A 14,034-nucleotide genomic window follows, 5' to 3' on the forward strand; every position below is an offset into this window, starting at 1 on the left:
CGGGCTGTCCGGTGTGCCCGGGCGGGGGGTCGGGGCCCGGGGGGACCCCCTACGCTGGTGTCCAGCAAGCGCACCGAATTTGCAGCAGCCAGTGGGGGCTCCCAGATGACGACAGGTCGGCCCGGCGTCGCCGCCGCGCCCAACGCGGCGTACGCAGGTCAGGTGGTGCAGTTCCCGGACCCGGTCCGCGCGGAGCGGCACCCCGCCGGGGTCAGGGTGGACGAGCACGGTCACCCGGACTTCGGTCCGTACGCGGCGGCCGCGGCCGAGGTGGCCGATCCGCCGGAGGGCTTCGGCGTCGACGAACTGCGGCTGACGGACTACGTCTCGGCCAATGCCGCGCAGTTCACCCAGGGCCATCCGCTCTGGGCCGACCTGGAGACCGCCGTGGCCACCCCGCCCGGCTGGACCTGGCACCACGCGGTCGGCCGGGCCGCGCCCGGCTGGCGGCGGATGGAGCTCGTCCCGGTCGAGGTGAAGGCGCTGCTGCGGCACCACGGCGGCCTGGCCACCTCCACCGCGGACCACACCCGCCGCGGCACCCGCCCCTTGCAGGAGCGCCGGCCGGTGCACTTCTCGCTCGCCCGGGACGGCGGCGACCCGATCGGCGTCCCCGAGGACCTGGTGCAGCGGGCCGAGGAGCGCCTCGGCTATCGGCTGCCCGGCGCGTACCGGACCTTCCTCAAGCTGGCCGGCGGCCGGGCCCCGGTCGGTGTGGCGCTCGACCCCGAGCTGGGGCTGCTGCTCGACCAGCCGTTCCTGACCCTCAGCGAGGAGTACGGGACGGAGGACGTCGTCTACGCCAACAAGTGCCTGCGCGACCACCTCACCAAGGACTACCTGGGCATCGCCTACGCCCAGGGCGGCATCGTGGCGCTCAAGGTGCGCGGCGACCGGGCCGGCTCGGTCTGGTTCTGCCTCTACGACGACGCCCGTGACGGCGGCGCCCCCGAGGCGCCCGAGGAGCGGGTCGCCCGGCTGCTGCTGCCCTGCGGCGAGGACTTCGACGACTTCCTGCTCCGGCTGGCCGGCAGTCCACCGGAACTGGAGACGGTCGCGGAGCTGATGGTGGACGGCGGGTTCGCCCGCGCCGTGCCGGTGGGCTGACGTGGCCCGTACGGCTGCGGCGACGGTGGTAGCGGAACAAGCGGGGACGAAGGGGACAGGGGTGAACCGGGCGTGGTGACGTACACGCAGGCGCAGGAGCTCGCCGACGAGTGGATCAACGGCGGGGTGCCGCGTCCGCAGCAGCGCGAGGTACGGGTCCGGGAGTTCGACCTGGGCTTCGTCTGCTGGGCGGTGCAGCCCGCGGAGGGCGCGGCCGGTGGCTCCGGCGGCCCGGCGGACGGTTCCGAGGGCTCGGCGGCCCCGGGCGGCTCGGCGGGTGAGGCGCGGCTGGTGATCGCCCGGGACTCCGGCGCCAGCACACTCTGGCCGGCGCTGCCGGTCAACGAGGTGGTCCGGCAGTACGAGGAGGTCTACGGACGGCCGGTCGCGGCCAATCCGGCCGGGGCGGCCAGGCCCGCGCCCGGGCCGGTGGAGGCGACGTCCTTCCTGCTCAGCCCGCCGCAGTGGCTCCAGGAGGCGGGGGCCGCGGCGATCGCCGCCGAGGCCGACCGGCTCGGCGCCCCGGCGCCCGCGCATCCGGCCCCGCCGGCTCCGGCACCCGCCGCCGCTCCGGCCGCTCCGGTCGCTCCGGTCGCTCCGGTCGCTCCGGTCGGTCCGGCCGGTCCGGCCGGCTCCGAGGCGCCGCCGGTGCCGCCGGCACCCGCCGTGCTGACCACGCCGCCGGTCTCCGAGCGGCCGGCCGGGGACGCGCCGACCATGCTCGCCCCGCCGCCCGGCCAGGGCGGCCCGCCCCCGGCCGCGCCGGCGGTCGCCCCGCCGGTGCCCGCCACGCCGCTCGCCCCGCCCGCGCCGCCCGTCCCGTCCCCGCCGGCCGCCGGTGCCGAGGCGGCGACCGTGCTGCTGCCCGACGGTCTGCGGACCAACGGCGCCGGTCTGGCCGGCGAGCCGCGGCCCGGCGCCGAGGCGGCCACCGTGCTGCTGCCCGAGGGCGGCTACGGGATGGCCCCGGTGCCCCCCGCCGCCGCTCCGGCGGTCGAGCCCGCCCCGACGGTGCTGGCGCCGCCGGACGCGATGCCCGGCCTGATGGGGCTGCCCGGTGCCCCGGGCCCGGGCGCCCCGGCCCCCGGTGCGCCGGCCGCGCCGGTGCCGCCGTCGGCCGAACAGGCCCCGACCGTGCTGGCCTCGCCGGACGCGATGCCCGGCCTGATGGGCCTGCCCGGTGCCCCCGGTCCGGGCGCGCCGGCTCCCGGCGGCCCGGCGATCCCGCCGGGCGGCCCCGGTGTCGAACACGCCGCGACCATGCTGGCCTCGCCGGACGCGATGCCCGGCCTGATGGGCCTGCCCGGTGCCCCCGGTGCCCCCGGCGCGCCCGCTCCGGCGCCCGACGCGTCGCACGGGGCGCGCGGCCGGAGCGCGGCGGCCGCCCCGCCGCCGCCCCCGCCGGCCGCCCTGCGCGGCGGCACGGCCGCTCCGGGCGGAGCACCGGTCTCGCTCGGCCGGAGCGCGGCCGCCGCCCCGCCGCCGCCCCCGCCGGGCGGCCTGCGGCAGTCCTCGGGCGCGGGTGCCCCCGCCGCGGCCGCGGGCGGTCGCGGCGCGGCCGGTGCCCCGCCGCCCCCGCCGCCGGCCGGCCTGCGCGGCCCCGCGGCCCCGCCCGCGCCACCCGCCGCCGGCCCGCCCGCGGGCGGGGTCGCGTACGAGCGCACCCAGCTGGCGGGAGCGATCGACCCGGCGCTGCTGGGCGGTGCCCCGGCCGATCCCGGCACCCCGCCGTCCGGCGGCCCGGCCGTGCCGCCCCCGCCCGGCCCCGGCGCGGCCGGCTACGGCTACCCCGGCGCGGCCTCGCCGGCCGCCCCGGCTCCCGCCCCGGCCGCCGCCCCGGCGCCGGTCCCCGGTCCGCCGCAGGGCGCCCCGGTGCCGCCCGGTGTGCCGGCCGTCGGCCCCGGCTACTTCGCCGCGCTCAGCTACCGCGGCCCGGACGGCTCGGAGCAGAAGCTGCTGCACCGCAGCGAGCCCGGCACCCCGCACCCGGAGTGGAAGATCCTCCAGGACCTGCGCCGGCTGAACGTCCCGCCGGAGCAGGTCCTGGAGCTCTACACCGAGCTGGAGTCCTGCGACCTGCCGGGCGGCTACTGCAACCGGATGATCGCCGCCTCCTGGCCGAACGTCCGGCTCACCCACACCGCCGACTACGGCCGGGACCACCACTCCCGGCAGGCCGGCATGGCCCAGCTGCTGGACCACCTGGACGAGCTGCACCAGCTGGCCTCCGGCGCCCAGCGGGTCCGCCCGTTCCGGGTGCCGCCGCCCGCCCCGGGCAGCGTCCCGGTGCTGCCGCCGATCGCACCGCAGCAGCTCGGCCAGGAGGTGAGCCAGGCCTTCGGCCCGAACGTGTTCCACTTCGAGCAGCGCGCCGTCTCCCGCCAGGGCGTGCCCGAGCCGGTGGCGCAGACCCTGATGTGGGGGGGCCTGCCGCGCGAGTTCGGACCCTTCTTCTGGGCGCAGGCCCAGGAGGGCCGCCCGATCCCGACGCTCGCCGAGCTGGCCGCCGAGCGCGGACTGACCGGCGGCCCGGACTTCGGCGGCTACCTGGTGCTCGGCAACGACTACGGCCGCCAGCTCTGCGTGCAGTACGGCACGGCGCACGTGGTCGCGGTGGACATCGACGGAACCGGCGAGCCGCCCCGGTTCGTCAACAGTGGTGTACCGGAGTTCGTTCGCGCCCTGGCCCTGCTGGGCCGGATGTGGCGGCTGCGGTACGGGCTGACCCCGGACCAGGCCGGTCGCTGGACGACCGACTTCCAGGCTCAGCTCGCCGCGATCGACCCCGCGGCCCTGCAGTCGGCGGACACCTGGTGGGCCGTCCTCCTGGAGCAGTTCTGGGACGGCCTGCTGTAGCGGGCCGACGCGGATCCGTGCAGGTGGAAGGGGTCGTTCCGGTGTCCGGAACGACCCCTTCGGCGTGCCGTCGCGGCTCTGCCTCGTTGGGGTTTCGCCCTGATCTGCGCAAAATAGGTCAAGAGGATGGGTCTATTCGTCCATTCCTCGCCGCGTTCCGATCCGTACGGCGTCCGATTCCGGACCGCCTTCCGGATCCGGTTCCGGATCCGTCCGTTCCGTCCGATCATGGGCTCCGCAGCCCGCGACACGAGGGGAAGAGCCCATGAGCGATGCCGTCCCCCAGCACGGCTTCACCGCTGCCCGGCGCGGTTACGCGCCCGAGCAGGTCGACCGAGCCCTGACCGTTTTCACCGCCCAACGGGACGAGGCGTGGGAACGGCTGAGCGTGCTGGGCGCCGGAATCCGGGAGATGGAGCGGCGGCTGGCCGAGATCCGGCAGGCCGCCGCCGACGCTCCGGACCCGGACTACCAGGTGCTCAGCGAGCAGGCCGCCGGACTGGCCACGATGGCCGCGAACGAGGCCCGGGCGGTCCGGGAGGCCGCCGAGCGGTTCGCCGAGGACCTCCGCGACGAGGTCTACGAGGCCGGTCAGGCGCTCGGCCAGGCCGCCAAGGAGTACGCCGCCACCACCCGCGCCGAGGCCGACCAGGCCGCCCGGCGCACCGAGGAGCGGACCCGCGCCGAGGCCGAGGCGATCCGGGCCGACGCCGACCGCGAGAGCCGGGCCGTGCGGGACGCCGCCACCGCCCACGCCGCCAAGGTGCGGGTCGCCGCGGCCGAGGCCTCCGAGCTGGCCGAGGCCAAGCTCGCCGAGCTGCGCCGGGAGGCCGACGAGACCTTCGCGGCGACCGAGGCCCGGGCCGACGCCGAGGACGCCCAGATCTCGGCGACCGCGGAGCGCCGGGTCAAGGAGGCCGAGCAGTACCGGGAGACCGTGCTCGGGCAGATCAAGCAGTCCGACGCCGAGGCGCAGGCCCGGGCGGACCAGCTGATCGAGCAGGCCCGGCGCGAGGCCGAGCGGATCAACGCGGAGAGCGAGCGCGAGCAGCGCGAGTTCGCCGCCCGGCAGGAGACGGTGCAGCAGCACCTGGACCACATCAAGGGCACCCTCGCCTCGCTCACCGGCGCGGCGGTGGGCGCGATCGAGCCCGACCTGGCGGCCGAGACCCCGGCCGGGCCCGCGCCGGCGGTCGACTCCGAGGCGGACACCGGCGAGATCGCGGTGGCGAACCTGCGCAAGACCGTCGCGGTGGGCGGCGGGCAGCGGGCCGTCACCGAGGCGGCCACCGCGGTGCTGCCGGTCACTCCCGGCCCGGTGGGTCCCTTCCACGCCGCTCCCGACGACGCCGCTCCCGACGATGCTGCCCCGGCCGCGGACTCCGCTCCGGCCGTCGCCGGCGCGGTCGCCACCGGGCCGGTCAGCCCCGGACCGGTCGCGCCCGGTCCGGTGGCGCCCGCCGCCCCGGCGGGGGTGCCGCCCCGGCCGAGCACGCCGCCGAGCACGCCGAGCACGCCGCCGAGCGGGTCGGCCGCGACCGCGGCCGACGAGGTGGCCGACGACGAGGCGGCCGACGCGCCGGGCCGGCCCGCCGAGGACGAGACCCGGATCATTCCGAAGATCGTGATCGTCGACGACGGCAGCGACTACGCCACCCCGAACACGGTGGGCCTCAACCGGCGGCGCTGAGGCACCGCGAGCGCCGGTCCCGGCACCGGGTGGCCCGGCGGCTCGTGACCCCGTGAGGGCCTCACGAGCCGCCGGCCACCAGCCGGGTGAGTTTCGCGTCCTGGGCCCTGACCGCCTCCTGCTGGGCGGTCAGGGCCTGCGCGTTCCGGTCGATCTGCTGCCGCTGGTAGCCGGCCAGCACGGCGAACCAGATCCCCGCCAGATTGCTCCGGGTCGTGCAGTCGGCGTCGGCGCGGGCCGTCGCCAGCTCGCCCGGGGTGATCTCCGCGACCGCCCGGTACCGCTCCGGCAGGGCCGCCGGGTCGTCGACGCGGAAGCCGGCGGCGGCCATGCAGGTGGACCACTCGCCGGTCGCCGCGGCCACCCGGGCATCGCGGCCGGTCGCCCCGATCGATTCGTCGAAGAGCCGGCCGACCAGCTCGGCCCCGGGCCCCGGCGGCGAGCCGATCCGTTCCGCCGCCTGCCGGTCGCAGTCGACCCGGGCCGCGTCGTAGGCCTCGGCCGGGCCGGCCGCCGGCGAGACGGGCCGGGGCAGCCCCCGCTTCGGGGGGTGGAACCCCTGGACGGCGGCGGCCTCGGCCCCGAGGTACCCCCAGGCGCCGGCCGGCAGGGCCGTCGCGTTGTCCGGGGCCTGCGCCGCCTGGAGGCCGTCGCCGCCGAAACCGGTGAATCCGGCCCGCTGCATGCAGGAGACGACCAGCATATTCCTGGCCTGAATCTCTTTCACGGCCACCTGGTCATTGGCCTGATAAGCGGAAAGCGGCAGTCCGGTCATTCCGGCGCGGCCGGATTCCGGGGGTTCAGGGGTGCCGATCGCGGGGGGCGTTGGCGCGGATTTCACCGCGGTCCCCCCGGTATCCTCGGCACAGCCTGCGGAAATGGCCGACAGCACGGCCGCCAGGGTGATGGCGGCGAATCGTCCGAAATGTGGTGGACGTGCCAATCGTCTGCTCCGATCCTCGGGCACGGCAAGCTTGTTCGGACCCTAGCGCATTCCGCTCGGCCCCGGCCCGGCGGCCCGTCCCGGGGGTTTCGGCTTGGCCGGAAATCAGCTGTTCGGCGACTGGCCCCCATGTAAATCTCTGGAGTCGCAACCGCTGTCGATGGAGGGGTTTCATGATTCGCCGCACAAATCCCGCAAATCCCCGCAGGGATCGCCGCACCGGAAATGTACTGGCCCGCCGGATCGGTGCCCTCGCCGTTCTCACCGCCGCTGCCGCCGCACTGCTGCCGACGACCGGCGCGAACGCGGTGAGCCAGGTCGAATGCGGAAACCGCACCGATTTCGCGAAGGTGTACAACTACGGTTACAGCGGCCGGCTCTGCTTCGCGAATGACGGCTGGATGTCCGTCCGGATCTACAACGTGGACCGGATCGACGCGGGCAACAACCGGGTCATCACCTATCTGGGGGGTGGCCTCGGCTCCTGGACCGTCTTCAACTGGGAGCAGTACGACTTCAACGGCAACCAGGGCCACCAGGTGACGATGTACGACATCAACCTGTCCCGCTGGTAGTCACCGGGAGCCGGGGCGGGCCGGATCCCTTGTGCGCGGTGCCGGGCGGGTGCGGACGCCCGGCACCGCGTTCGCGCGGGCCGACCGGCCCTACAGCACCTCGACCGTCGTGCCCGAGAGCCGGCGGCGGCAGTCCAGCACGTACCGGGCGTGCGCGGTGACGGCCTCGTAGTCGAACTCGTCGTGGTCGGCGAGCAGCACCACCGCGTCGGCCCCGGCCAGCTCCTCCGGAGTCGCCTCGACCCGGCGGACGGCGGCGAACGGGTCGCCGTGCGGGTCCAGCTCGGCCGCCCGCTGCCCGGGGAGCACCGGCTCGGGGACGTGCACCCCGACGACCACGTGCGGGTCGGCGGCCCGGACCTCGGCGCCCATCCGGGTCAGCAGCTCGGCGACCCGGGCGGCCGGGGTCTCCCGGGCGTCGCCGGTGTTCTTCTTGTAGGCGAGCCCGAGCAGCAGCACCCGGGAGCCCTTGACCGAGCGCTGCCGCTCGTTCAGCGCCTCGGCGAGCCGGCGCACCACGTAGTCGGGCATGTGGCTGTTCACGTCGTTGGCCAGCTCGACGAAGCGGAACGACTGGCCGAGCGCCCGCTCCACCCGCCAGGACAGGTAGGAGGGGTCGATCGGCAGGCAGTGCCCGCCGACCCCCGGCCCGGGGGTGAAGCGCAGATAGCCGAACGGCTTGGTGGAGGCGGCGTCGATCGCCTCCCAGACGTCGATGCCGAGGTCGTGGGCGAACATCGCCAGCTCGTTGACCAGCGCGATGTTCACATGGCGGAAGGTGTTCTCCAGCAGCTTGGTCAGCTCGGCCTCCTTGCAGGAGGAGACCGGGACGGTTCGCTCGACCAGCCGCCCGTAGAAGCCGTCGACCGCCGCCAGCGCCGCCGGGTCGATGCCGGAGACCACTTTCGGGGTGTTCTCCAGTCGCCAGTTCGGATTGCCCGGGTCGATCCGCTCGGGGCTGTAGCCGAGGTGGAAGTCCCGGCCGGCGGTCAGACCGGACCCCTCCTCCAGCAGGGGTGCGAGCAGCTCCTCGGTGGTGCCCGGGTAGGTGGTGGACTCCAGCACGACGGTGGCGCCCGGGCGCAGGTGCTGGGCGAGCAGCCGGGCCGAGGCCTCGATGTAGGAGAGGTCCGGCACCCCGTCGCGCAGCGGCGTCGGCACCGTGATCACCGCGATGTCGAAGCCGGCCACGTCGGCCGGCTCGGCGGACGGCAGATAGCTGCCGTTCTCCAGCAGCGGCCGCAGCCGGGGTGCCGGGATGTCCTCGACGTAGGACTCGCCGACCGCCAGCCGTTTGATCCGGCGCTCGTCCACGTCGTAGCCGACCACCTGGTAGCCGACTTCGGCCGCCCGGACCGCCAGCGGCAGCCCCACATACCCCTGACCTGCGATGACAACGCGCATGACGAAGAACCCCCTCCATCGCGACGCCCCCTGGTCCCCTCCGGGGCATCCCCACACGGCCTTCACCACAGGGTAGGGAGCGGCGCCGGGCCGCGTGGCCTTTCGGCGAAGTGGGCGGAGCCGTGCCGCGCGGGCGGGTGGCGGCCGTTCAGGTGGTGGTGGCCGGGGTGGTGGCCGGGGTGGTGGCCGCGCGGGCGCGGAGGTCCGGTGGGTGGTGGCCGGGGGCGCGGTGTGGCGGGGAGCGTGGCCGGGGTGCGCGGTGCGGCGAGGGCGCGGAAAGGGGGTGCGCGGCGGGGGACGGGCGCGCGGAGCGGGTGCCCGCGCACCACGAAAGAGGCCGAGACCCGTGGCGCCCTCCAGGAAAGGGCGCCACGGTTCCCGGCGCTTGGGCGGGCGCCCCCACCCAGGGTCGCCCGGCCTCGCACCCCCGACCCCCATCGGGTGTGCGACTGTGCCCTCCGCAGCCATCCCCCACGGTTGGGTGCGGCGGGCACAGTCACCATGGTGCGCGATCTCCATGGACGGCCAGTGACAGGAGTATGTCCAGTTCGTGGCGGATCGCGGAGGCGGAGCCGCAGCGTGCGGCCGGTGCTTCGTCCCCGTCCGGGCGCCGGCCCGGTCCGGCCCCGTGCCCGCCGCACCCGTCCCACGGCCCCGCCGGGCCCGTGCGCCGCGTGCGTGTCGGCCCTGCGGCGTAGGCTGGAGACCCCCGGCCGCTCGGCGCGCCGGGCCGTTCGCGTTGCCCCGGCAGGCTGGTGCCGCCCGGGCGGCACCAGCCACGGCACGAAGAAGAGACTCCTGATGAGCCTGACCGGACTGCTCGATGTCGTCGCGCGGGACGCGGCGCTCGCCGAGGCGATCGAGGCCGCGACCGCGATCGGTACCGCGGCCGGCGCTCGCCACCACCTGGACCTGGTCGGCCCGCCCGCCGCCAGGCCGTTCGCCATCGCCGCGCTGGCCCGCGCGATGGCCGCGCAGTCGGCCGGGGAGCGCGGCCGCCCGGTGCTGGCCGTCACGGCGACCGGCCGGGAGGCCGAGGACCTCGCCGCCTCGCTCCGCTCGCTGCTGCCGCCCGACACGGTCGCCGAGTACCCGGCCTGGGAGACGCTCCCGCACGAGCGGCTCTCGCCGCGCTCGGACACGGTCGGCCGCCGGCTGGCGGTGCTGCGCCGGATCGTGCACCCGCGGGCGGACGACCCGGCGGCCGGACCGGTGCAGGTGATCGTGGCCCCCGTCCGCTCGGTGCTCCAGCCGCAGGTCAAGGGGCTGGCCGAGCTGGAGCCGGTGGCCGTCCTGCGCGGTGAGTCGCACGATCTGGAGGCGGTGGCCCGGCGGTTGTCGGCAGCCGCCTACGCCCGGGTCGAACTGGTCGAGAAGCGCGGCGAGTTCGCCGTCCGCGGCGGTATCCTGGACGTCTTCCCGCCGACCGAGGAGCACCCGCTGCGGGTGGAGTTCTGGGGCGACGACGTCGAGGAGATCCGGTACTTCAAGGTCGCCGACCAGCGCTCGCTGGAGATCGCCGAGCACGGCCTCTGGGCGCCGCCCTGCCGTGAGCTGCTGCTGACCGACGAGGTGCGGGCGCGGGCCGCCGAGCTGTCCGCCCAGCAGCCGGGGCTGGCCGAGATCCTGGACAAGATCGCCGAGGGCATCGCGGTCGAGGGCATGGAGTCGCTGGCGCCCGTCCTGGTGGACGACATGGAACTGCTGATGGACGTGCTCCCGCTCGGATCGGTGGCCGTGGTCTGCGACCCGGAGCGGGTCCGCACCCGGGCGGCCGACCTGGTGGCGACCAGCCAGGAGTTCCTGCACGCCTCCTGGGTGGCGGCCGCCGCCGGCGGGGACCGGCCGATCGACCTGGAGGCGATCGACGTCTCGGCCGCCTCGCTGCGCTCGCTCGCGGAGGTGCGCGAGCACGCCGCCGAGATCGGGCTCCCCTGGTGGTCGGTCAGCCCCTTCGCGACCAGCGAGTCCAGCATCAGCGAGGTGCTGGAGTTCGACGTCAACACCCTGACCCTGGGCATGCACGCGGTGGAGGCGTACCGGGGCGACACCGCCCGGGCCATCGCCGACGCCAAGGAGCGGCTGGCCGCCGACTGGCGGGTGGTCATGGTGACGGAGGGCCACGGCCCGGCCTCCCGGCTCGCGGAGGTGCTCGGCAACGAGGGCATCCCGGCCCGGCTGGTCGCCGACCTCGGCGAGGCGCCGACCAGGGACGTCGTCTACGTCTCCTGCGGCTCGATCGAGCACGGCTTCGTCGACGAGGCGCTCAAGCTCACCGTCATCACCGAGACGGACCTCTCCGGGCAGAAGTCCTCCACCAAGGACATGCGCCGGATGCCCTCCCGGCGCCGCAACGCGATCGACCCGCTGGCACTGGCGGCCGGCGACTACGTCGTCCACGAGGCGCACGGCGTCGGCCGCTACGTCGAGATGGTGCAGCGTACGGTGCAGGGGGCCACCCGCGAGTACCTGGTGCTGGAGTACGCGCCGGCCAAGCGCGGCCACCCCGGCGACCGGCTGTTCGTGCCGACCGACCAGCTGGACCAGGTCACCAAGTACGTCGGCGGCGAGGCCCCCACGCTGCACCGCCTCGGTGGCGCGGACTGGGCGAAGACCAAGCAGCGGGCCAAGAAGGCGGTCAAGGAGATCGCCGCCGACCTGATCAAGCTGTACTCCGCCCGGATGGCCGCGCCCGGCCACACCTTCGGCCCGGACACCCCGTGGCAGCGCGAGCTGGAGGACGCCTTCCCCTACGCGGAGACGCCCGACCAGCTGACCACCATCGCCGAGGTCAAGTCGGACATGGAGAAGTCCGTCCCGATGGACCGGCTGATCTGCGGCGACGTCGGCTACGGCAAGACCGAGATCGCGGTGCGGGCGGCTTTCAAGGCCGTCCAGGACGGCAAGCAGGTGGCGGTGCTGGTGCCGACCACGCTGCTGGTGCAGCAGCACTTCTCGACCTTCGCCGAGCGGTACGCCAACTTCCCCGTGACGGTGAAGGCGCTCTCCCGCTTCCAGACCGACAGCGAGGCGAAGGCCGTGCTGGAGGGCCTGTTCGAGGGCTCGGTGGACGTCGTCATCGGTACCCACCGGCTGTTCTCCTCGGAGACCCGCTTCAAGGACCTCGGCCTGGTCATCGTCGACGAGGAGCAGCGCTTCGGCGTCGAGCACAAGGAGCAGCTGAAGAAGCTGCGGGCCAACGTGGACGTGCTGACGATGTCCGCCACGCCGATCCCGCGCACCCTGGAGATGGCGGTCACCGGCATCCGGGAGATGTCCACCATCACCACCCCGCCGGAGGAGCGGCACCCGGTGCTGACCTTCGTCGGCCCCTACGACGAGAAGCAGATCTCGGCCGCCATCCGGCGTGAACTCCTGCGCGAGGGCCAGGTCTTCTACATCCACAACCGGGTCGAGTCGATCGACAAGGCGGCGGCCCGGCTGAGGGACCTCGTCCCCGAGGCGCGGATCGCCACCGCGCACGGGCAGATGGGGGAGACCGCGCTGGAGAAGGTGGTCGTCGACTTCTGGGAGAAGGAGTTCGACGTCCTGGTGTCGACCACGATCGTCGAGTCGGGCATCGACATCTCCAACGCCAACACCCTGATCGTCGAGCGCGGTGACACCTTCGGGCTCTCCCAGCTGCACCAGCTGCGCGGCCGGGTCGGCCGGGGGCGCGAGCGCGGCTACGCGTACATGCTGTACCCGCCGGAGAAGCCGCTGACCGAGACGGCGCACGAGCGGCTGGCCACCATCGCCCAGCACACCGAGATGGGCGCCGGTATGTACGTGGCGATGAAGGACCTGGAGATCCGCGGCGCCGGCAACCTGCTCGGCGGCGAGCAGTCCGGGCACATCGCGGGCGTCGGCTTCGACCTCTACATGCGGATGGTCGGCGAGGCGGTGGCCGAGTTCCGGGAGTCGCTGTCCGGCGGCGGCGAGCCGGAGGAGGAGCCGCTGGAGGTCAAGATCGAGCTGCCGGTGGACGCCCACGTGCCGCACGACTACGCGCCGGGCGAGCGGCTGCGGCTGCAGGCGTACCGCTCGATCGCGGCGGTCAACTCGGAGCAGGACATCCAGCAGGTCCGGGACGAACTGGTCGACCGGTACGGCAAGTTGCCCGAGCCGGTGGAGAACCTGCTGCTGGTGGCCGCGCTGCGGCTGTACGCCCGCCGGTGCGGCATCGCGGACATCACGCTGGCCGGCGCCAACGTCCGGTTCGGGCCGGTGGAGCTGCGCGAGTCGCAGCAGCTGCGGCTGAACCGGCTCTACCCGCGCAGCCAGGTGAAGGCGGCCGCCCAGCAGTTGCTGGTGCCGCGGCCGTCCACCGGGCGGATCGGTGGCAAGCCGCTGGTCGGGCGGGAACTGCTCGGCTGGTGCCGTGAGTTCCTGTCCGCGATGTTCGACGACCTGGCGGGGTCGAAGAAGTAGCGGCCCGCTCCGGCGGATGTGCGGCGGCGGTCCCGGGCGATGCGCCGGGGGCCGCCGCTCTCTGCCGTGCCGCGGATCCTCGTTCCTGACTCCTCGCCCTGGGACCGGGGCCCGCGAAGCCCGCCGGCGGGTCGGTGCTGGGCGGTACGGTGTGCGGGGTTCGTCCGTGCCGCGGCCGACCGCCGTCCTCACCCGCTCAGGAGCGCACATGTCAGGGCAGTACCCCGGGCAGTTCGGACCACCGCCCGGCGGCGCGTTCCCCGGTGGCCTGCCCCACGGCGGGGCGCCGGGCACGGTGCCGTACCCCGCTCCGCCGCCGCCCGGTCCGGCCCGGCGGCCCGGGGAGGCGGCCGGCCCCTACGGGGTGCTCGGCCGGGTGCTGTGCGTCCTCACGCCGCTGGTGACGGTCGGCCTGCTCGGCATGATCCCCTCGCTGCTGCTGGCGGTCCGCCGCCGCCGGGCGTACGACATCCTCGGTGCGGCGGTGTTCGCCGCGCTCTTCCTCACCTACCTGGTCTGCGCGGGCGTGGCCGGCGGCACCGGCGACGCGCCCACTGCGGACACCGTCGGCATGGTGGCCATGGTGCTGATGTGGCTCGGCGCACCGCTGCACTTCCTGGCGATGGACCTGCGCGCGGTCTGGGAGGCGGGCCGGCCGAAGGCGCCCGCCGCGGCGGCGTACTACCCGTCGCCCGCCGCACCGTACGAACCGCCCGTGTCCGGGCCGGCCTACCCGCAGGCACCGGTCTCCGGGTACGGCCCGCCCTTTGGGACCCCGACCCAGTCGCCCGCGCCCGGCTACGGGTACCCGGCCCCGTAGTCGACCCCGGTCCGGCTGGTCACCGTCTTCGACGCCGGGGAGGACGACGGCGAGCCGTACCTGGTGATGCAGCGCCTACCGGGTGTCAGCCTGGCCGGCCTGATCGCCGAGGACGCGCGGTGCCCCCTGGAGCGCGCGGCCGCCGTGGCGGCCCGGCGCTGCGCGGCGTCGGCCACGCGGTACCCGTGGCCAACCGCGACCTGCAGCC

General features: G+C 75.3%; 8 protein-coding genes. 6 read left to right on the top strand and 2 right to left on the bottom strand.

Annotated elements, in window-relative coordinates; translation table 11 throughout:
- Window positions 1–105 precede the first annotated feature (105 nt).
- The 3 genes from ABZ497_RS28385 (at window position 106) to ABZ497_RS28395 (ending at window position 5,653) form a co-directional block, all read left to right on the top strand.
- Window positions 106–1,107 (top strand): SMI1/KNR4 family protein, encoded by a 1,002-nt coding sequence (locus tag ABZ497_RS28385; RefSeq protein WP_329489328.1) that lies wholly within the window; start codon window positions 106–108, stop codon window positions 1,105–1,107.
- 72 nt (window positions 1,108–1,179) lie between these two features.
- Window positions 1,180–3,963, top strand: coding sequence for an SUKH-4 family immunity protein (locus ABZ497_RS28390; protein ID WP_359809252.1), 2,784 nt, complete (start codon window positions 1,180–1,182; stop codon window positions 3,961–3,963).
- 265 nt (window positions 3,964–4,228) lie between these two features.
- Window positions 4,229–5,653: a hypothetical protein gene (locus ABZ497_RS28395; RefSeq protein WP_359809253.1), complete on the top strand. Its 1,425-nt coding sequence runs from the start codon at window positions 4,229–4,231 to the stop codon at window positions 5,651–5,653.
- Window positions 5,654–5,714: 61 nt separating this feature from the next.
- On the opposite strand, the gene ABZ497_RS28400 is transcribed toward ABZ497_RS28395, so the two are convergent.
- Window positions 5,715–6,380: a hypothetical protein gene (locus ABZ497_RS28400; RefSeq protein ID WP_359809255.1), complete on the bottom strand. Its 666-nt coding sequence runs from the start codon at window positions 6,378–6,380 to the stop codon at window positions 5,715–5,717.
- 389 nt (window positions 6,381–6,769) lie between these two features.
- Between ABZ497_RS28400 and ABZ497_RS28405 the strand changes: the two genes are divergently transcribed.
- The gene (locus ABZ497_RS28405) at window positions 6,770–7,171 is read left to right on the top strand and encodes a beta/gamma crystallin domain-containing protein (protein WP_359809257.1); all 402 of its coding nucleotides are present in this window, start codon (window positions 6,770–6,772) and stop codon (window positions 7,169–7,171) included.
- A 90-nt stretch (window positions 7,172–7,261) separates the two neighbouring features.
- Here the strand turns inward: ABZ497_RS28405 and ABZ497_RS28410 are convergent, their stop codons facing one another.
- On the bottom strand, window positions 7,262–8,575 hold the full coding sequence (locus ABZ497_RS28410; RefSeq protein WP_359809258.1) for a nucleotide sugar dehydrogenase: 1,314 nt from the start codon (window positions 8,573–8,575) through the stop codon (window positions 7,262–7,264).
- Between the two features lie 801 nt (window positions 8,576–9,376).
- On the opposite strand from ABZ497_RS28410, the gene mfd reads away from it, so the two are divergent.
- Window positions 9,377–13,006 (top strand): transcription-repair coupling factor, encoded by a 3,630-nt coding sequence (gene mfd, locus ABZ497_RS28415; protein ID WP_359809260.1) that lies wholly within the window; start codon window positions 9,377–9,379, stop codon window positions 13,004–13,006.
- Between the two features lie 208 nt (window positions 13,007–13,214).
- A complete protein-coding gene (locus ABZ497_RS28420) occupies window positions 13,215–13,826 on the top strand; it encodes a hypothetical protein (protein WP_359809262.1) in 612 nt (203 codons plus the stop codon).
- Window positions 13,827–14,034: the final 208 nt, after the last annotated feature.

Origin of the sequence: Kitasatospora sp. NPDC005751, from assembly GCF_040630835.1 — a bacterium.
Taxonomy (GTDB): Bacteria; Actinomycetota; Actinomycetes; order Streptomycetales; family Streptomycetaceae; genus Kitasatospora.